The organism is Psychroserpens citreus, from assembly GCF_055686305.1.
Genome location: NZ_CM145999.1, coordinates 126,087 through 145,580, shown reverse-complemented (window position 1 = coordinate 145,580; position 19,494 = coordinate 126,087). Strand labels below are relative to the sequence as shown.

The 19,494-nt window shown below is 30.3% G+C and carries 19 protein-coding genes and 1 pseudogene; all 20 read right to left on the bottom strand.

Going from position 1 to position 19,494, the window contains the following annotated elements; genetic code table 11:
* Positions 1-135 precede the first annotated feature (135 nt).
* Positions 136-627, bottom strand: coding sequence for a hypothetical protein (locus tag ACTU6T_RS00730; protein ID WP_460219348.1), 492 nt, complete (start codon positions 625-627; stop codon positions 136-138).
* Positions 627-1,583: a hypothetical protein gene (locus tag ACTU6T_RS00725; protein ID WP_460219347.1), complete on the bottom strand. Its 957-nt coding sequence runs from the start codon at positions 1,581-1,583 to the stop codon at positions 627-629. The genes ACTU6T_RS00730 and ACTU6T_RS00725 overlap by 1 nt, the downstream gene beginning before the upstream one ends.
* 152 nt (positions 1,584-1,735) lie before the next feature.
* The gene (locus tag ACTU6T_RS00720; RefSeq protein ID WP_460219346.1) at positions 1,736-2,137 is read right to left on the bottom strand and encodes a contact-dependent growth inhibition system immunity protein; all 402 of its coding nucleotides are present in this window, start codon (positions 2,135-2,137) and stop codon (positions 1,736-1,738) included.
* A 1-nt stretch (position 2,138) separates the two neighbouring features.
* Complete coding sequence (locus ACTU6T_RS00715; protein ID WP_460219345.1) at positions 2,139-2,537, bottom strand: hypothetical protein; 399 nt, start codon at positions 2,535-2,537, stop codon at positions 2,139-2,141.
* 166 nt (positions 2,538-2,703) lie between these two features.
* On the bottom strand, positions 2,704-3,609 hold the full coding sequence (locus ACTU6T_RS00710) for a hypothetical protein (protein ID WP_460219344.1): 906 nt from the start codon (positions 3,607-3,609) through the stop codon (positions 2,704-2,706).
* A 746-nt stretch (positions 3,610-4,355) separates the two neighbouring features.
* Positions 4,356-4,796: a cbb3-type cytochrome c oxidase subunit I gene (locus ACTU6T_RS00705; RefSeq protein ID WP_460219343.1), complete on the bottom strand. Its 441-nt coding sequence runs from the start codon at positions 4,794-4,796 to the stop codon at positions 4,356-4,358.
* 190 nt (positions 4,797-4,986) lie between these two features.
* The gene (locus tag ACTU6T_RS00700) at positions 4,987-5,667 is read right to left on the bottom strand and encodes a DUF6090 family protein (RefSeq protein ID WP_460219342.1); all 681 of its coding nucleotides are present in this window, start codon (positions 5,665-5,667) and stop codon (positions 4,987-4,989) included.
* 246 nt (positions 5,668-5,913) lie between these two features.
* Positions 5,914-6,615 carry a hypothetical protein gene (locus tag ACTU6T_RS00695; RefSeq protein WP_460219341.1) on the bottom strand — a complete coding sequence of 234 codons (702 nt, stop codon included), beginning with the start codon at positions 6,613-6,615 and terminating at the stop codon, positions 5,914-5,916.
* Between the two features lie 251 nt (positions 6,616-6,866).
* On the bottom strand, positions 6,867-7,217 hold the full coding sequence (locus ACTU6T_RS00690) for a CPBP family intramembrane glutamic endopeptidase (protein ID WP_460219329.1): 351 nt from the start codon (positions 7,215-7,217) through the stop codon (positions 6,867-6,869).
* 493 nt (positions 7,218-7,710) lie between these two features.
* A complete protein-coding gene (locus ACTU6T_RS00685) occupies positions 7,711-8,451 on the bottom strand; it encodes a hypothetical protein (protein ID WP_460219340.1) in 741 nt (246 codons plus the stop codon).
* A 143-nt stretch (positions 8,452-8,594) separates the two neighbouring features.
* Positions 8,595-9,572, bottom strand: coding sequence for a DUF1444 family protein (locus tag ACTU6T_RS00680; RefSeq protein WP_460219339.1), 978 nt, complete (start codon positions 9,570-9,572; stop codon positions 8,595-8,597).
* Between the two features lie 704 nt (positions 9,573-10,276).
* Positions 10,277-10,636 carry a hypothetical protein gene (locus ACTU6T_RS00675; protein ID WP_460219338.1) on the bottom strand — a complete coding sequence of 120 codons (360 nt, stop codon included), beginning with the start codon at positions 10,634-10,636 and terminating at the stop codon, positions 10,277-10,279.
* 1,065 nt (positions 10,637-11,701) lie between these two features.
* Positions 11,702-12,166, bottom strand: coding sequence for a hypothetical protein (locus tag ACTU6T_RS00670; RefSeq protein WP_460219337.1), 465 nt, complete (start codon positions 12,164-12,166; stop codon positions 11,702-11,704).
* A gap of 35 nt (positions 12,167-12,201) precedes the next feature.
* On the bottom strand, positions 12,202-12,672 hold the full coding sequence (locus tag ACTU6T_RS00665; protein WP_460219336.1) for a nuclear transport factor 2 family protein: 471 nt from the start codon (positions 12,670-12,672) through the stop codon (positions 12,202-12,204).
* A 159-nt stretch (positions 12,673-12,831) separates the two neighbouring features.
* On the bottom strand, positions 12,832-13,557 hold the full coding sequence (locus ACTU6T_RS00660) for a DUF6090 family protein (protein ID WP_460219335.1): 726 nt from the start codon (positions 13,555-13,557) through the stop codon (positions 12,832-12,834).
* A 672-nt stretch (positions 13,558-14,229) separates the two neighbouring features.
* Positions 14,230-14,949 (bottom strand): DMP19 family protein, encoded by a 720-nt coding sequence (locus ACTU6T_RS00655; RefSeq protein ID WP_460219334.1) that lies wholly within the window; start codon positions 14,947-14,949, stop codon positions 14,230-14,232.
* A gap of 162 nt (positions 14,950-15,111) precedes the next feature.
* A pseudogene (locus ACTU6T_RS00650) lies at positions 15,112-15,708 on the bottom strand (DUF3841 domain-containing protein).
* A gap of 157 nt (positions 15,709-15,865) precedes the next feature.
* Complete coding sequence (locus tag ACTU6T_RS00645; protein WP_460219333.1) at positions 15,866-17,209, bottom strand: hypothetical protein; 1,344 nt, start codon at positions 17,207-17,209, stop codon at positions 15,866-15,868.
* Positions 17,210-17,353: 144 nt separating this feature from the next.
* The gene (locus ACTU6T_RS00640) at positions 17,354-19,078 is read right to left on the bottom strand and encodes an HsdM family class I SAM-dependent methyltransferase (RefSeq protein WP_460219332.1); all 1,725 of its coding nucleotides are present in this window, start codon (positions 19,076-19,078) and stop codon (positions 17,354-17,356) included.
* The gene (locus ACTU6T_RS00635) at positions 19,075-19,275 is read right to left on the bottom strand and encodes a helix-turn-helix transcriptional regulator (protein ID WP_460219331.1); all 201 of its coding nucleotides are present in this window, start codon (positions 19,273-19,275) and stop codon (positions 19,075-19,077) included. Before ACTU6T_RS00635 ends, ACTU6T_RS00640 begins: the two co-directional genes overlap by 4 nt.
* Positions 19,276-19,494 lie beyond the last annotated feature (219 nt).

Genomic DNA, 19,494 nt, shown 5'->3' with positions numbered 1-19,494 from the left:
CGTGTTTGTGTATGATTTCGTTGCGTGTTTAAGCAACTAATTTAGCAAATAAATCACAGATAGAAAGTCCGCGAGGACTTTCGTAAGTAGGCTATAACTAGCAATGAATTATACACGTTGTTGCCACCAGTTATTTTACTTCTGCATTTTCAAAACTTTAGTCAAAACTAGTAAACATCTGTAAAGAGTCAGAGCAATAATTATTAAGCCAAAGACATTATAAAAAAATACATATTTCAAATATTCTTTCGGAATTCCAAGTTTTAATGCAAATCCAAATACTGATATTAAAATAAGTGACTTAATTGAGTTTTTTAAAATTCGGACTGTTATAAAATATAGGTCAGACGCAAAAAATAAATTAAATAGAGAATCATCCTCTGAATATTCTTTTTTGTTTATACTCGAACTGCTTTTAAACGTAATTAAAACTGTTAATAGCGTAAGTATAAATCCAGCACTAGTTAGACCAACGTTTGCTAAATCTGATGTCATAGATAATGAACGCTCATCTTGAGGTAAATTGAACAAACCTCTGTAAAAAATCAAATACAATAATGCACCAACTATAATTGAAATCAAATAGTCATACAGCACAGGTCTTCTGAAATATTTATCTAATATCATTAGTTAAATTTAACCATAAATTCGTCAAAATCCTTTTCTATTAATTCGTACCAATGCCTTTTCTTTTTTAGAGTTGACATTTCTACATCGTAATCTAATTCCTTTTTTTCTCGAAGTAAATTAAATAACTCTTCATTTCCTTCTTTATCCTCATATTTAATAACAAAATCGTCAAAACAGTCAATGTGAAATGGTCTTGCTTTAAATTTTCCAAGTAAAGTTTTAACCATTGAATTAGCTTCTTTGTTTAGTTCCTTACTAGTAATATTATTTCCAGGTGTTTGAAAATAAGTTTCTACTCTTATAAAATTTGGTTTTAATCTATTTCCAATTGTATTAATTCCCGTAAAATATTGACCTTTCACGTCATTATCCATTTGTGCTATTTTGCTCGGTTGTATTTTAATCTGCATATTTAAAACATTACGTAGATTTTCTAAAGTTTTGTCTATTGTATTACTCATATATAGATTTACTTCGACTGCTTTAGCTAGTTTTAATTTTTCTCGTGATACATTTCTTAAATAATATTCGACGTCTGACATTCTTGGTCCATAGTGATTATATTCAATGCAAACCACTGCATAGTTTCTACTATAATCGATAAAAAAATGTGTTTCTTCTGCAATAGAACCAAGAGTTTTGATAGGAACTAATTTATATTCGTCAACAGGTTTTATTTTTGGAATTCTGCCAGAACGTAAAAGAGCTAATGTGCATCTAATTCGTCTTTCTTTTGGCATAAACACAGCACTAGTCATAAATAGTTCTCTAGGACTTTCATTCTCTCGATTTCTATGTTTGTCAATTAAATAACCTTGTCCTTTGTGAAGTTCATTAGTCAAAAAAGTTATTGCATCTTTCAATATTGTTGTACTACTGTATTCTCTTTCCAACTTTGCATATGCTTTAAACTTAATCGAATAAAAATGGAATTTTAGTATTTCTCTTGACATATGTTTCTAGGTTCGTTTTAATTGGTGGCAACGTGTTCGTGTTATGGTTAGTTGCGTTGGCTAGAACTAAGTTAGTAAAAGAAAACGAACCAGAGGAAAATCCGCAGGATTTTCCGAGTACACACTGAACCAGCAATTAATTATACACGTTGTTAGCAACTGGCTTTTATTCTTTCCGAAATTCGGTCATATTCTTTTTCTCCTAGTTCCGATATAATTTTCTCTTTATTAGACTCAAAGATATTCTTGAAATTTAGAAATTCAGTTGAGTTTTTATTCCAAAATTCAGTTGGTACTTTTGAAACAGAATCTAATAAGTCTCCCTCATACAAATCTCCTTCGACAATTATATTCTGTTCAAGTTTTTCTATTGCTATTCCAATTAAAAATTCAATTCCGATTTTTTGCGAAATCAAAAGTCGAATTTGTTCTATTGTTAATTCTGACAATTTTATTTTTCTGTAATCAAAGCACCTTTTAACCAAATTAGTTGGAAATTCAGATGGTTCTTTCCAATAGTCATTTTCTAATTGTTCGATTGATTTTGATTGCATTTTAATCTGTTATTTCTACTAATCCTAAATCTTTAATTACTTGATTAATGTTAAATTCAAAATCTTTTGGGATATTAACAGTCGCAATACTTCCAAGGTCAACTTGCCAAAATCCACCTCTTTTTGTTAATTCTTCTCCAAGCATTCGATAATCAGATTCCTTATAGTTTGGTGTAAGTCCAAATCTTCGAGTAATAAATTCCGATTCTTTCAGAATTTTCACAACTTCGTGTCTGTTTTCAGAATTGATTTTAGTTTCAAATTCCACACCTAAAGTCAATTGTTTATTAAATAAGTCATTGTCAATCATCCGAAATTTATTTTCAGATAATTGTTCAACATAAATAGTAGTCGTAACTTTTTCTTCTCTGTTATAGACTTCAAGTTTAACTTCTTTCATTTTTCAGCGTTCTGATTTTTGCTTGTTGCTAACGTGTTCGTGTATGGCTTGTTGCGTTGGCAAGAACTAAGTTAATAAAAGAAACCGAACCAGTAGGAAAATCCGCAGGATTTTCCGAGTACACACAAACCAAGCAATTAGTTATACACGTTGTTGCCAGTAGTTTTTATCTTATTTCAATTTGTTTATTAATCAGTTCAGACAGTTTAATGTCAAGATTTAATTTTGTTTTTATTTTGACTGTTTTAAAGCCAATCATTTCATAATCTTTGTCATAATCGTAAGTTTCAAAATATTCCACTTTTTTTATAAGCCCATTCTTATCGTAAAACAGTTTTGTTTTATTTGCAACTTCTAATTTTGAGGTATATTTTTCTTCAAACTCAATTAATTGTCCGTTTTCATTATATGTTTTTATTTCTGATTTTGAACTGTTATCGCCATCATCGTAATAAGTTTGAAAAATTCCGATTCTTTGGTTGTCTTTATATTTGTATTTCCAATCCCAACGTAGTTTATTATTATAAACCTGTTTCAAATAAACTACTCTATTTAAACTATCATATTCTTTTTGATAATAATATGTAGGACTAAAAACTGATTTAATCTGATTTGAATTTAAATCATATTCAAAACTTGTTTTGTCATACAACGAATCGGTTGGAATATGATATAGTGATTTATCATTTAGTTTGTCTTTAGAGTTATATGTGTATATAGTTTTCCAATATGGATAAACACTTTTTTGGTAATCAGATTCATACTCTATTGATTCAGTTAATTTCTCTTCGTTATACTTATATACTTTGATAGTGTTTGTCAATCTTAAATCCGTATTGTGATGTTTTCCAAAAGTCACTTTTTTCAATAGGATTCCACTTGAATTAAAATATAATTTTGCATAAGGTCGCTTTCTTCGATTTGTCTTTCTTTTCGTTAATTCGTCATTAGAATTACGTTTATTATTTTGTCCGATTAATTGTATTTCTATTTCACCAACCTTTTCAGATAGGTTTTGTCCAAATGATAAGTAAGTAATAATTAGGAAGAAGATAAAGAGTATTTTTTTCATTTTTTATAAGTCTTTATCAAATCTAAATCAGCTGTTTTAATATAAAAAATTGGAATGAGTAAATAATCCTTTTCATTGAGTAAACACGAAAATTAGCAGGTTTGGTCAAATTACTGGCAACGAGTTTGTGTATGATAAGTGCGAAAGAAAGTGATAAGATTTTCCGTCGCTATAATTATAGAGTTTAAATATACAGATTTTCTAAGAAGCTTTATTTAAGCATTTATTATACGCGTTGTTAGCTATTTTAGTGCAACACTGTCCTTAGGCGAAGCTAAAAGTTAGCTTATAAACCAAAAGCAACCGAGAGAAAATGCGATCTCACAATTTACAGATATGTATAAGACTACAATGCCAGAAGCAATTACAGACCTAACATACTCGCATTAAGGTTGCACCTAAGAGTTATAAACAGCCACCTTTTATGGAATAAGAACGAATCAGAACGCTTACCAGCTATTTACAAGTATGTATGAGACTACAAAAAGAATTTAGGTATTCACGAACCATACTAGCGTTTAGTTCCCATAAAAGGATTGAATTGATTTTTTAAAAATCCGAAGATTTGAATAGTGAAGGAAGTTAGCTGAGGTTAATTAATTTTCGGCAATGCACTATTTTAGCTAACGTTTTGTGTATGATTTCGTTGCGTGTTTCAGCAACTAAATTAGCAAATACAAACCGAATAGAAAATCCGCGAGGATTTTCGTAAGTAGGCGAGTACTAGCAATGAATTATACACGGTGTTAGCCACTGGTTTTATTTCTCTTTTTTGTCAGTCCGTAAATAATGTTAATCGGAAAAATTAATTGTCCAACAATCATTAGTAAAACAATCAGAGTGATAATTAAAGATAGATTATTATTGAATTCATATTCCATAATTTCAGTCCGATAAAATTTAGTTAAAATCCAAACAACTAAAACTCCGCCAAAAGTCAATCCAACGTGTGTCCAATTCAACCACTTTGATAATTTTCTGTCCGCTTTTTGCATAATCCAATATCCAATTCCGATTACTCCAAAAAGTATTGAAATCAGCGTTGCCAAATGAAAATAAGCAATTACATAATAGGTGTCGTGAACATTTATATCCAATACTGCATCTCCACTCAAAATTCCAATTAGTATTATAATTGGAATAGCAATTAAAAAAATCAGATGCGGTTTATTTATAAGGTTTTTCATTTTTGTATTCAGACTGTTTTCTATTCAATATAGTCGTTCACGTCATCTTCAGGAATCCATTCCTTCATTTCTGGCAAAACTCTTTTTTGCATAAATTCAAAAAAATCCGAGTGCAGTCTGAACGAATAATTAAATATACACGTTGTTGTGCTTTCGTTATTTTTTATTGTCAACTTCAGAATTTCATACATTATTCATTCATATGTTTTTTAGACAGTTGTCTAATTCTCGATATTTTTTCTAGCGTAGCCTCTAAATATTGTTCTCTACCACTAAACCTATTTTCATTATAAAGTTTAATAAAACTTATGTTTGATTTTTTCTCAAAAAATGCTTTGGCGTCAGCTGGTATTGCGTACTCGCGCCATTTGTAATCTAAAAAATCTTCTTTAATAATTGGCACCCAATCATTTTTAAAAGACTCTTCTACATCTTCAAGAGCCTCATAAACACCATATAGACTTTCGTCGTAATAGGATATCAATTCTAATTGTAGCTCTTTATTAGAAATAACATCTATACCTTTTGACTTTAATATTTCAAAGGCACTTGATTGTGATTTAAACATTTCGAATGAAATAATTTTTCCCATCCATCGGTTTAGGCTATCGTCGTAATTTTCATTATTAATTCGCTCTAATAGTCTATTCGTTAGTTTAGTAGCTTCCTTTGAATAAGATACTTGTGTAGTTAAGGCAATGGAATCATTTTTTAAATTTTTATTAATAAGCGTTAGAATTTCTTGTTCGTATATTCGATTTTTTCTTTCATCATTCCAATTATTAATCTGTAGGGCAATTAAAATTCCAATAACTACAAGAATTATTTCTCCAATAGCATATTTAAAATACTTTCCAGTTTTGTTTTCCATTAGTAAGTTTTGGCGAATTTTTCTAAAGAACTTTATCATTGGTTAGTTATTTCTCTAAAGTTAGGATAATTATTCCATTCCGTTCGAGTGAGAATAATGAAGCACAACGTGTTCGTGTATGGTTTGTTACGATGGCTAGGTCTAAGATAGCAAAAGAGAACGAACCATTAGGAAAATCCGCAGGATTTTCCGAGTGCAAGCTGTACTAGTAATTTACTATACACGTTGTTACCTGCTGGTTGTTATTCAAAATTTTCTATAAAATGTTTTTTTCTGACCTAAAAATCCAACTTCTGGTTCAAATGTTAAAGGATATAGTTTTTTACCTTTTAAGATAAAAAGTTTTGTCATCCATTCCGTTATTGCTGGTTCTCCGTTTTCTTCACTTTCCGATGCGAAAATTTCAATATAATTTTTGTTTGTTTCTGGTCTGAAAATATAGTCAGTCAATTTTAGCATTGGTTCTATATTTTTCAATTCAATTTGGAAAATGTCTTTCAGTTCTATTTTTTCAATCTTTGTTTCTGGGATTAAAATCATTCCGTTTTCATCCGTTTCGATATATTCTTTATCGTTTATTGAAATGTACCAATGAAATCTGTCAATATCCACTTTGTTTTTAGGCGCAAGTCTTTGAAGATTAATTTGAATTTTTGTTGAATCAGGATTTGGATAATTTTTCTCAATAACTTTTGATTCCGACGAAAACCAAATCTTGTTTGGATTAAGTTTTAAAGTGTCTCCAATTTTTTGATAAGTTCCGATTAATGTTCCGCTACCTAAAACATCTTGATGGTATTGATATTCAAAAGTTCCATTTTTATTGAATTTATATACAAAACAATTTGGTCCGTATTTACAAATTTCGTGTTTATACTTTCCGCTGATTTGAGCATTCATTGTGAATGATATATTCAAAATCAATATTAGAAATATTATTTTTTTCAAAATGAGTTCAATTAGTGTTGCTCTAAAATAGTTTTGTTCTATTATATAGAAAAGTCAAAATGAGTTAAACTATATTTTTAATGAGTAAACGAGTTTGTTTGATCAACTTGCAGGTAACGTTGTTGTGTATGGTTAGTTGCGTGGTTAAGCAACTAAATTAATAAACAAATACGAACCTGAGAAAATTCCGAAGGAATTTTCCAAATAAGTACTTGCCAAAGCAATTAATTATACACGGTGTTGGCATGTCGTTAATTAAATATTGTATAAGCCATAATATTCCAAATCATATGTAAAACAATTGAAGGACCAACTGATTTGGATTTATAAAAAAACAAACCCATAATTATTCCACCAAAAAATGTCGAAAACGGATGATACATTGAAAACTCAATATATTCTGAGAAGAACGAAATAAATGGAATATGAATGAAGGCAAAAAGTAAAGACGTAATTAATATCGAAACAAGTCCGTTATAATTTTCACTCAGCTTTCCTTGAATAAATTTTCTAAAAAAGAACTCTTCAATGACAGGAACAATTAGTATTGAGGCAACAATGGCAATAGAATTTATTCTTGAAATATCAAATTGATATGTCAAAATAGTATTTAAATTTTCCTGAAAGTATATAGACCTTAAAACTGCTCTAATTAGAGGGAAAAAAAGTCCGATTACGAATGCGATTAAGTAAAATTTAAGCTTCGTGGACTTCAATTTAAAGAAATCCATACCTTCTTTGTTTTTAAAAAAAAGTGCTATGCAACCTAAAGTCAGAATAGAATTAAAAAAATGACCATTATTAATTAGCCAAGAGTATTCTTCGAAAGGAACTAAAAAAGCCCATAGAGCAATAATAGTAGTGAAAATTGTATAATAAAATGTGTAAATAATTGATTTCGGGATGTTCATTTTACTTATGCATGCCAACGAGTTCGTGTATGGTTTGTTGCGGAAATGCAGCGCACGTGTGCGGCTGGATTTCCGAGGGCAAACGTGCGCTGTTGGCGCAATTTTTCCGTTGTTTAAATATAGCGAATTTTAACTAAGGATTATTCCTTCCTTAACAAAATAGAGCCATAAATTATACACGTTGTTAGTAGCTGTGGTTATAACCGCTAATTAATTCAGTTGTGTTTTTTGTTAAATAATAAATGCTACTTTTTTGTACATTAATTTTTTCCATTTCTGTTTCTATTTCATTAATCAATTCTATTGGAGTGTTTTTGTCCATGTGCATTAGTACAACATGGTTTCGCATTTCGCAATGGTAACATAGTAGAAAAGGAATTATATCTTCAGTTTGTGCAATTTTATCATTTAATTGAATATAGTACTTTTCTTTATTGAATTTTTGATTTTTATTCCACACACTATTTTTGAGTGTACCTATAAAAATGTAAGATTTAATTATGCTATCATTCGGAGTAAAATCAAATTCAGCTTTATCCGTTTCTTTGGGATTAATATCAACTAATAATCCCACTGAAAAATCCGATAAAAAGCTTTGTTCATTATCAGTTTGTTTAATCCAGAATGTTGAATCGTTTACAATTAATTTGTTTCCGTTAATTTTAAAATCAGAAGTCCAATTATAATTATCATTCGCTAAACTTAATATTTCCGATTGATCAATATCAGAACCCCTTCTGTAGTCATCATAACCTCCATTAGTTAATGGATTAATTCCGATTGTACTGTCAGTAATGTGGTAGCAATTTAGATATTCAGATTCATTGGATTTAAATTCATGCCAATGTCCAATGAGTTTTTCTTGTTTGTTTTGACATGAAAGAAAACTAAAAAGTATAATTAATATCCGGATTTTTTTCACCATTGCTACTAACGTGTTCGTGTATGGTTAGTTGCGTTGGCTAGCAACTAAATTAGTAAAAGAAAACGAACCAGAGGAAAATCCGTAGGATTTTCCGAGTACACACAGAACAAGCAATTAGCTATACACGTTGTTGTATGCCGTTTTTAATTCTTTTCGGTCATTAATTCAGTCAAACCTATAGGTGAAATAACATTAAATTCTCCGTTTTCCTCTGTAATATAAATCTTTACAAATTTCCCTTTATAATACCAATAGAAATCAGTTGAAATGGGTTGAGAATGTTGATTGTAAAATTGTTCAACAACTGGTTTGAGTTTTTGGATATAAAGAATAAAATCCAATGGCTTATCTTTTGATACTTTGCAAATATTGACAATTCCTTTATTAGGAATAGCAATAACTGAACCCCATTCTCCAATAAATTCGGGAGCGTTGTTTTTTAAGTCAAGAGCAATACTCGCTCCATAATCTTCATTTTCTATGAAATTAACGTCAATCGATTTTCCGTCTACATCTATTGATTCAGTCATTTTTGTAAATTCCTGTTTGTTTACATTTTGTTGAGCAATTTCAAATACTTCATCAATTGTTTTATCCCATAAATCAAACATTTCCTTTTGAATTGGTGTAAATGCTGATGGTAAATCTAACATTAGAAGCGAAAGAGTTCCGTCCAAATGTGTTTTTACGATTAAATTATCACTTCCTCCATTTTGATTTACAAAGCTTTCTTGATAAATACGTATTGTAAAATAATCAATCAAGGTTTCAAATTTATTTGGATCAAGTTGCTTTTGCTTTTCCATTGATTCATGCATACTGCTAAAGTGGGAAGAGATTAATTCAGACCAATCCTTTTTATCAACTTCTGAACATTTTAAAATAAGATTGTGAAGATTTAATATAGAATAATCTTGTCCTTTTTCGAGTTCAATAACTCCTTCACTTATGGAAGCAATTTTGTAGTTTTTTGAAATAACCTTTACAGACTCATTTACTAAAAATTTGTAGTCTTCTTTTGATATTTCATTTCCATAACCTTCTGGAAATAAATAGTCAATTGTTTGTGCTGACACGTTAATACAAGTTAATAATATTAGTAAGGATAAAATTTTTCTCATTTAGTTCTGTTTTTCTCAAATGGCATACAACGGCTTCGTATAACCGTCAGTTACGGGTTAAATTAGTATTTATTTTTTGGTTTAAGAACTGACCTTAGCAATTCCGAGTGGATTCGGACGTAGTCGAATCCGCCGTAATTGCGGTTATACATTGTTGTAGGTAGTTTTTATTCAGTTTGTTTATCAGTTCCAAAAATTTTTCTTCTTTCAATTGTGTTTTTTCTTTTCCGTAACTTTTAAACAAAATTGTAATCTCACAGTTACTTTCGTCAGTTATTACAATCTTTTCGTTTTCAATTACATCAATTTTGGTAATCAAATAATTTGGAATTCGATTTTCTTTATTGTTATTTAAATTCTTATTTGTGTGGAAAATAAATCTTGTTCTTCGGTCTCTATAATAGTCAAAACCGTAAATCAACATGTTATTTTCGGAATAGATTATGTTCAAGTCAACGTCGTGTAAAATATGGATTCTTGAAAACTTAATTTTTCCGTTTGTTTTAATCCGATTAGGATATTCAGATTCCAACGATTTCAGAAAATTAGTAGTTCGTTTTTTCTTTTTAGTTTTATAAATTGTAACTGCAATTACAAACAAAATTAAAATAAGCAAAAAATTGTAATTCATATTTGTTTCAAAGCGAGTTTCTTAAATTAACTATATATGTTGTTGTAAATAGTTTTTATTTTTAAAACTTCCACTATTTAGTGTTCTTAGTTTTATCAATCCATTCAATTTCGTATCCAACCTCGCCTTCTTCTACTTCACCAACTTTAAATCCTAAAATTTCAGTTGCGACTTTTTTTATTTCAGCCTTCCATTCAATCCATTCATTTAATTCTATATTAGCTACAAAATGAATTCCGCTTGGTTCTACCGAAGCAAATATTGATTTTTCATTTTCGTTATAACTGAACCAATATGGAATTCCGTTTTCACCTTTTCCATCTTTTCCGAATCCAAGCCAGCCATTCATTTTCTCATAAACCAATGGTGTTTTCTCCCAGATTTCTTTAGGTAAATCATATCTTATGTTCAAATTGCATTCGTGAAGTTCCATTTTTCTTAAATTACCTACAACGGTTTTGTGTATGATATCGTTGTGTTGATTAGGAACTAAGTTAGCAAATAAAACCACAACGTAGGAAAATCCGCAGGATTTTCCGAAAGGACACAAAGAGAACAATGAATTATACACATTGTTACCTAATAGTTACGACACAAAAGAGTGATCACGAATGATTAGAGCGTTGGAGCAGGAGTGAATTCCGAGTTAGAGTAAACAGTTTATTTCGTATGAGTATTAAGTTCCGCAAAGTTGCTCAAAATTCCGCACGAGTAAGATTCCGATTCCGAGTTTAATTCAGAGTAGAGTAAGATTAAATTCAGAGTTTGAGTGCTTAAAAAATCCGCATAAGAGTAAGTTCGGAGTAATTTTAGGTAACGTGTTTGTGTATGATAAGTGCGAAAGAAAGTGATAAGAATTTCCGTCGCTATTATTATAGAGTTTAAATATACAGATTTTCTAAGAAGCTTTATTTAAGCATTTATTATACGCGTTGTTAGCTATTTTAGTGCAACACTGCCCTTAGGCAAAGCTAAAAGTTAGCTTATAAACCAAAAGCAACCGAGAGAAAATGCGATCTCACAATTTACAGATATGTATAAGACTACAATGCCAGAAGCAATTACAGACCTAATATACTCGCATTTAGGTTGCACCTAAGAGTTATAAACAGCCACCTTTTATGGAATAAGAACGAATCAGAACGCTTACCAGCTATTTACAAGTATGTATGAGATTACAAAAAGAATTTAGGTATTCACGAACCATACTAGCGTTTAGTTCCCATAAAAGGATTGAATTGATTTTTTAAAAATCCGAAGATTTGAATAGTGAAGGAAGTTAGCTGAGGTTAATTAATTTTCGGCAATGCACTATTTTAGCTAACGTGTTTGTGTATGGTTAGTTGCGTTGACTAGGAACTAAGTTAGCAAATAAAACCACAACATAGGAAAATCCGTAGGATTTTCCGAGTACACACAGAACGAGCAATTAAATATACACGTTGTTGTGTGTAGTTATTCATTAAACAGAATTTCTATAAATAATTTATCTATTAAATTATTGCTTTGTTAAGTTATATTCTAGAGAGTCATAACTAATTCCGTCAACTAATCCGCTTGCCTCTAAATTCCATTTCATAGTATTTTCAGTTGGAAAAGTTATTTCAAATTGGATAGTTAGAATACTTTGATCCGAAGTATCCATTCTACTGAATCTGAAAGTTCTATTGTTAAGATATTCCCAACTAATGTATGGAAAGTTACTTGATGGCATCGGTAAACAATTGTCAGTATGTGAAGTAATAGTTTCTATTGTTTGATTTTCGTTAATTTTTAGAATCAACTGTTCACCACATATGGCATACCATTGCTCAATTTCTGAACCATCAGATAAATTAAAAGTTGTATCATTAAATTCCCAAACACCTAAAATTTGAGTTGTATCAAATGATTCATTTTCATCATCAGATGTACATGAAAATATTAAAGATAAAATTAGAATGAGTAAGATTGGTTTTTTCATAGTGTTTTGTTCATGTTTTGTATTGTGTGTAGTTATTATTCCAATGACTTATATCCTGAAACATGAGATAGTACAGCTTTCCATTTTCCATTTCGCTTAATCAAAATGTTGCTGGATTGATAAATGGATTCTATGTTGTCATTTATAATATGACCAGTTCCTGCAATAATAGCTGTTCCGTTATCAAGAATTTCAAGCCTCTTAATTTCATATCTAAACGAATCGTGATTCATAGCAGTTTCCTTGATTCGTTTCATTTGAGCTTTTTTGTCAGACCACTCACCATCGTTTGTAACCATCTGAAAATCATCTCCTAAAATCCGATCTAGTAAAATTGTATCTTGTTCTTTGTAAGCTTTAGGCCATTCTACTTCTTTTAAATATCGTAAAGTTTCTTTTTCGTTTTCAAAACTCAACTTTGATTCTGTTTGAATATCAGAATTTGCTTTGTCATTACACGAAAAAAATAAAAAGACTAAAATGAACGGAAGTATTTTTTTTATCATGAACTCTATTTTCTTTAATTACACACAACGTGTTTGTGTATGGTTAGTTGCGTAGGCTAGAACTAAATTAGTAAAAGAAAACGAACCAGAGGAAAATCCTACGGATTTTCCGAATATGCACAGACCAAGCAATTGATTATACACGTTGTTGTGCTTTCGTTATATTTTATATTGCTCAATTTCTTTTTTAATTATACTATCTAATTTAATTAGCTGCTCATATCTATAGTCTATTATGTATCTATACCGAGCTCTCATTGAAATAATTGATTTTATGATGCTCAAATAAGTTGTGTCTTGTCTTAATTCTTCAAAATTGTTGGGTCTCATTGAAACAAAATTATAAGAATTAAATAGCGGTTGAATATGTGGTAAAACTGTATTTGACTTATAATCTTGAAATCTATTTTCTAGAACTTGTACGTAATCGAACGTATAACCGTTTACTTTTGAAGAGTAAAATCTAATCGAATCATTTGTTATAAAATACATTCCCTCTTCCTTAGCCATTTCGAAGGCTATTTTATTTGGTGATAAAGACCACAAGCGTAATGCTTTTGCAAAATGTGTATTTAAAGAATCATGATATTCAGTTTTATTTTCCAAGTGCTGTACTATAAGATAAGATGATTTTTGACTTTCTTTAATAGAATCTAGGGCATTAGTCATTTCTTCAATATCTTGGCTTACATCAGCTGACAATTCTAAAATGACTTTTCTTTCAAAATTAGAATCCTTACGTAATTCATTCCAATTATTAATTGAAAGAGCAATTAAAATTCCAATTACGACAAGAATAATTTCGCCAATTGCATAAATCAGATACTTACTGAATTTGTTTTCAGATAGCAGTTTTTGTCTAATTTTTCTAAAGAATTTTATCATTGGTTAGCGGTTTCTGATAATGAAGCACAACGAGTTTGTGTATGATAAGTGCGAAAGAAAGTGATAAGATTTTCCGTCGCTATTATTATAGAGTTTAAATATAAGGCTTTTAATTGAAGCTTTATTTAAGCATTTATTATACGCGTTGTTAGCTATTTTAGTGCAACACTGTCCTTAGGCAAAGCTAAAAGTTAGCTTATAAACCAAAAGCAACCGAGAGAAAATGCGATCTCACAATTTACAGATATGTATAAGACTACAATGCCAGAAGCAATTACAGACTTAACATACTCGCATTTAGGTTGCACCTAAGAGTTATAAACAGCCACCTTTTATGGAATAAGAACGAATCAGAACGCTTACCAGCTATTTACAAGTATGTATGAGATTACAAAAAGAATTTAGGTATTCACGAACCATACTAGCGTTTAGTTCCCATAAAAGGATTGAATTGATTTTTTAAAAATCCGAAGATTTGAATAGTGAAGGAAGTTAGCTGAGGTTAATTAATTTTCGGCAATGCACTATTTTAGCTAACGTGTTCGTGTATGGTTCAGTTACGTAGGCAAGGTCTAAATTAGTAAAAGAAAACGAACCATTAGGGAAATCCGCAGGATTTTCCGAGTGCAGGCTGTACTAGTAATTAATTATACACGTTGTTGTAAGCCGTTTTTATTCCGTTACTGTTGCAAATTTGTCAATATTATTCTCGATTAAATCAGCAACTTGTTTGTAAAGTTTTTTCTTAAAATCTTTATCGTAATAATAATCCTCAATTTTTTCGGTCGATTTTAATTCTTTATATCCATCAGCAAACGAACTCCATCTTTTTTCCCAATCTTTAGACTCATCATTAAAAACTGCTTTAAGTTCGCTAATTTTTGTCGACTTTCCAGTTAATTCTTTCAACACATTTTTATAGTCAGAATTCAATTCGGTCATTTTTAGTTCGTCCCAAGTTTCTGCAACAGCAATAATAAATTCAGGTCGATTGAAAATAAATTGATAAACACCTCCATTGTCAGTATCTCCATTAAAAGATAGAAATGCCCAAAATATTTTTTGTTCACGAGTTAATTTATTCCATAACTCATTGTAGTCCTCAATTCCACTTTTAGCAACTGTCTCGTCAAAGAATTTATACATATATTCCCACATTCTGTTGTCGTATTCATCAAATTCATTCCAGTTATATTTTGTCTTCGTTGAATCAATCCATTTTTGAGGAATTTCCATTGATATAATCAGTTCACTTTGGTTTCCATCATTTAATGAGAAGAAACTAACTGGTTTAGCATTTTCCGATGTTGATTCTGTCTGGTTTTCTGTTTTCTTATTTAGATAAAAAAACAGAAGCCCGATTGCTATAATTATTCCGATTATTATTTTCATTGACGTTTTTCTCAAATGGCTTACAACGTGTTCGTGTATGGTTTGTTGCTGTTAGCGCTAAGTTAGCAAAAAGAAACTGCGTGAAGGAAATTCGGCAGAATTTCCGTGGTAATCTTTAAACACCATTAAGCAATGAACTATACACGTTGTTAGCTACTGTTACTATCTAGCTATAAATTCTGTTACATTAACAATATCTTCAATATTCAATTCCCAAAATGTTGCCTGAATTTTTTTTTCATCCATAGGAAACGTATAATAATCAAGATCAAAATTCATATCAAAAATTTTTTCCCAACTTTTTTCAATCTTGTTAATCAACTGATCATTCTTATTTTTTGAATTGATAAGTTCATCATATTCAGGAATATTTTCACACTCTATTGCCTCAGATTCCGAATTTGCTATATAGCTCCTATAGCATAAGGGAAAATGCCACAATACAAAATCAGAAAGTAGAATATCTTTTCTTTCTTTTAATATTTCTATTCTGTATCCTTTCGTTCCAGGCGGTAAATGACCAGATTTTCTCAAATCGGGTTTAGGTTTTCTTGAATCATAATGTTGATACCAAGCCCAAATTGGAAAACTGCTATTTTGCGAATCAACACTGAGCCTTTTTTACATTTGAGTTTTCATCCATTCATATCCAAATTTAAATTCTTGATAAATGAACTTTTCTTTCGCTATTAGAATACCTTTAGTTTTTAGCTCTTTCCAACCTTTTTCATCTTGTATTGTCCAAAGTTTCACCTTCATTTTCTGGTAATTGTAGCTAACGTGTTCGTGTATGGTTTAGTTACGTTGGCTAGGTTAAAGTTAGTAAAAGGAAACGGATCATTAGGGAAATCCGCATGATTTTCCGAGTATAAGCTGCACTAGTAATTAACTATACACGTTGTTGTAGGTAGTGCTTTTATTTCCAAAATTCTTCCGATTGTTCTTTTAATTCCTTAACTCTTTTGTCAACAAATTTTCTTTCTCTTTCGTCTCTCAAATAATATTCGGGATAATATAAGTACCATTGGTTTTCTATTTTAATAATTTGAGGTATTTCGAAATAATATTTTTCGTTATTGTAATTCATTTCGACAGTTAAGTCAGCCCAATTTCCAATTATAGTTCTTCCAAATCCACCATAATTTTTTGTCTTTTCGTGTTTGTAATGCATCGTGTCGATAGTGGCTTTTTCAATTTCAAAATCTTTATCTACTTTCATTATTTCTAATATATATCCTGCTCTGACTAAAAAATTATCAACTCTATCATCATATTTTCTTTTTAGTTCTCGATAGATTGCCATTGTATCATTTTCTTGAGGATTATATTTTATATTATCCACAAAAAGCTTCTTCTGTTTGTCTAATGGGATAACTATGTTTAAATATTTAGTTGTATCTCTTTTTTGTAGAAATTCAATAACAGTTTTTGCAATATCGTAAGGTGAATTATCAGGTTCATTTATTAATGCTTTTTTTGTTTTTGTTTTCTCTTTTGATTTGTCAATTTTTTCCAAGAAGTTGACTTCATATTCATTTGAGCTATTAGAACTCATATAGAGGTCTTCATTGTCCGCTAAAGTTGTTAAATCGAACTTGACTTTTGATTTAATATAATAACCTTTTTCTATGTCAAAATAATATGTACCGTTTCCAATTTCAGAAAGTTTGTAGTTTCCTTCAAAGTTGTCTGGTAAATCTAGTTTTGAAACGTTAATTTCTCCTTTTAATACAGCACATTTATGTCCATCAATCTCATCATAATTAGAAAAAGTTAGCGTGTTAAAACCTTTAGAACTAATTAATGAGCCATTTATATTGAACGGAACGTTAAGCGGAATTCTACAAGTATCTCCTACACTTAATCTTTTATTCGGCAATGGAAGTAAAACTCGAACAAAATCATTTGCGGTTGAAGTCATTTGAAATGTTCCATTTGATTGTAAATCTTGGATTATAGAATTGGGTTGAGTATCAGTAATTGTATCGTTGCTAAAGTCATTTTTAAGTTTAACCTTAATTTCTTCGAAACTTAAATCGGCTAAACTTTTGGATTTTCCATTGATTATTAATTTTCCATTTCCGCTGATAGAAGATTTGTTGCTTTTTTCATTCTTTTTCATTTTGTTCTCACTATTTGTTACTTGTGAGAATGAATAAATGTACTTGCTGTTTGAGTTAAAATTCCATTGGAATGATTCTTTTTCATTTACACAACTCAAGTGAGTTATTAATAAAGAAACTAATAATATTCTTTTCATTCAGTTAGTGATTTGGTCGTTTTCTCGCATTACCTACAACGTGTACGTGTATGATTAGTTATGTTGGCTAGGTCTAAGATAGTAAAAGCGAACGAGCCGTTAGGGAAATCCGCAGGATTTTCCGAGTACAAGCTGTACGAATAATTAGCTATACACGTTGTTGTGCTTTCGTTCTTTTGCTCTTTCAGATTCTACCAAGCCAAGATGCTTTCTAACAATAAAACCATCGTCTTCGTAATTTATAAATTTGCAAAATTTATTAGTAGAATGTGGTTTGTGGGCTGAAAATATGGCAAGACAAGGATTTGTGCCAACACCATAAAACGTTTCTTTATTTAAAGTAATTACGCCTTCTAAAGTGTGTTTTTCTAATATTCGTTTTTTAACTTGTTTGTCTTCTTTGGTTTTACCAACCATTGTAGATTGAGGTACGATTAATACACATCTTGCATTATCCGCCAAACCATCTAATAAATGTTCTGTAAAATGGATTTCAGATAAATGAGAAGTATCTTTTCCTTTTGCTTGTGAATAAGGTGGATTTATAAAACCAACAGTATAATTTTTCTCTCTTAATTTGCTGATTGGCATTCTTAAAAAATCATCTTTAAGCAAATTACTTTTTCCATCTCCACGCAAAATCATATTTGTAGATGCAATAGCAAACATATCTTCTCTAATTTCAATTCCGTGAAGTCTATGTTTTTTTATAGTTTCAATTTCTTCTAGTTTTGCTTGTTCTAACATTTTGTGCATTGCAGAAATTAAAAATCCACCAGTTCCGCAACAAGGGTCAAAAACATTGTCAGAAGGTTTTAAGTCTACTAATTCGCAAAAAAGTTCAGTAATATGTTTAGGTGTTAAAACAACTCCTAAAGTTTGTCCGTCTCCACCACCATAACTAATAAATTCTCCGTAAAATTTCCCGAGTATATCTTCAGCTGTATTTGCTTTTATTGAACTAATTATATTTTTTTGGATATATTCTGTAAAGTATCTTAATGGTGATTTTTCTAAATATGTTTCTTTAGAAGTTTCTTCTTTTAAACGTTCGTCTTTTTTGTTTAAAATAGTTCTATCTTTTATTATGATGAACTGATTAAGTAATTGTTGTTTTTTAACTTCTGGCTGGACTTGAACACGTTTCATATGAGAAATTAAAGCGTCAAAGATTATGTCTCCATCAGTTTTTACTGTATCGCCTTCTAAATGTTCTATTTTAAAAGTTTTCTCACTTAATGCTAAAAGAATAGCAGAAACAACTAAAGGTTTTTCTGTATCACGAAGCTGTCCATAATTACGAAGCATTTCGTGTAATTCTCCAGCTTTCTTTATTATTTCTTCTGTTTCTAAAATTTCAGGTGGTGTTTCGCCTAATACTTGTTCTTTATAATATTTCTCAATGTTTTTAGCTGAAAAATTCTCAAAATTATCAACTGGTTGTAAAAGTTTGTAACCGCTTGAGTCAATATAAATTGGTCTAATTATATGGTGTTTTTCGTCTCCAGAACAACCAAATGCAAATACCTTCTTGAAATTTGTGTTTTCTATTATGTGCTTTCCGTAATGCAATGCTCCATTTTCTGCGTAATCTTTAAGAGATTTAGTGTCTACTTTATATTCCGCTTGTTCCTCGTTAACATAGTTAGCTTGCTTTTCTAAATCAGCTTTATCCTCAATTACGATAATAAAATCATTAGAAATACCCACGAATTCTGGAAATCCGACACGTCCTGTTCCTTTTTTGGAAGCTGTTTTTAATGCATCATTAACTTCTTTGATGCTACTTCCGTCAGCACTATATTTAATTTTAGCATTATCTAAAAGTTTGCTAATAAAAATATCAAGGTTTTTTTCTTTTTTACTCACTTCAATTCCGTTTTGTCGATTAGTAAATCCTTTGCTGAAACATTAAGGATTTCTGCTATTTCGTATAAATCTTCCAAACTCGGTTGTCTTTTATTTCGAGCGTATTCATTTACAGTATTATAGCTCTTGTCCATTTGTTTGGCAAGCCAAGTTTGCGTAATTCCTTTGTCTTTCAGGACTTCTTTAATTCGGTTCATTTAAACCTAATTTTTTCAATTCGGCTGTAATATAGCAAAAGTTCCCTGAAATATGGTGGAAATGTTCCTCGTAATATCGTGAGTGAGCGTTGGCAAGAAACAGCTCTTTTATTTTTTTTTGCGTTGGCTTTTCGCGTTGGCAAAAAAATAAATGTGCTGTTTGTGTGGTTGGCTTTTTTAGTTCAAATGTTCAATTTTAGCTCGATTTCCGCATTACTT

Bases quoted from the DNA above. Each gene is read 5' to 3' on its own strand.
- ACTU6T_RS00730 (WP_460219348.1), bottom strand. From the start codon at position 627: ATGATATTAGATAAATATTTCAGAAGACCTGTGCTGTATGACTATTTG.
- ACTU6T_RS00720 (WP_460219346.1), bottom strand. From the start codon at position 2,137: ATGCAATCAAAATCAATCGAACAATTAGAAAATGACTATTGGAAAGAA.
- ACTU6T_RS00700 (WP_460219342.1), bottom strand. From the start codon at position 5,667: ATGGAAAACAAAACTGGAAAGTATTTTAAATATGCTATTGGAGAAATA.
- ACTU6T_RS00715 (WP_460219345.1), bottom strand. From the start codon at position 2,537: ATGAAAGAAGTTAAACTTGAAGTCTATAACAGAGAAGAAAAAGTTACG.
- ACTU6T_RS00645 (WP_460219333.1), bottom strand. From the start codon at position 17,209: ATGAAAAGAATATTATTAGTTTCTTTATTAATAACTCACTTGAGTTGT.
- ACTU6T_RS00665 (WP_460219336.1), bottom strand. From the start codon at position 12,672: ATGATAAAAAAAATACTTCCGTTCATTTTAGTCTTTTTATTTTTTTCG.
- ACTU6T_RS00675 (WP_460219338.1), bottom strand. From the start codon at position 10,636: ATGGAACTTCACGAATGCAATTTGAACATAAGATATGATTTACCTAAA.
- ACTU6T_RS00725 (WP_460219347.1), bottom strand. From the start codon at position 1,583: ATGTCAAGAGAAATACTAAAATTCCATTTTTATTCGATTAAGTTTAAA.
- ACTU6T_RS00685 (WP_460219340.1), bottom strand. From the start codon at position 8,451: ATGGTGAAAAAAATCCGGATATTAATTATACTTTTTAGTTTTCTTTCA.
- ACTU6T_RS00710 (WP_460219344.1), bottom strand. From the start codon at position 3,609: ATGAAAAAAATACTCTTTATCTTCTTCCTAATTATTACTTACTTATCA.
- ACTU6T_RS00635 (WP_460219331.1), bottom strand. From the start codon at position 19,275: ATGAACCGAATTAAAGAAGTCCTGAAAGACAAAGGAATTACGCAAACT.
- ACTU6T_RS00670 (WP_460219337.1), bottom strand. From the start codon at position 12,166: ATGAAAAAACCAATCTTACTCATTCTAATTTTATCTTTAATATTTTCA.
- ACTU6T_RS00655 (WP_460219334.1), bottom strand. From the start codon at position 14,949: ATGAAAATAATAATCGGAATAATTATAGCAATCGGGCTTCTGTTTTTT.
- ACTU6T_RS00680 (WP_460219339.1), bottom strand. From the start codon at position 9,572: ATGAGAAAAATTTTATCCTTACTAATATTATTAACTTGTATTAACGTG.
- ACTU6T_RS00660 (WP_460219335.1), bottom strand. From the start codon at position 13,557: ATGATAAAATTCTTTAGAAAAATTAGACAAAAACTGCTATCTGAAAAC.
- ACTU6T_RS00705 (WP_460219343.1), bottom strand. From the start codon at position 4,796: ATGAAAAACCTTATAAATAAACCGCATCTGATTTTTTTAATTGCTATT.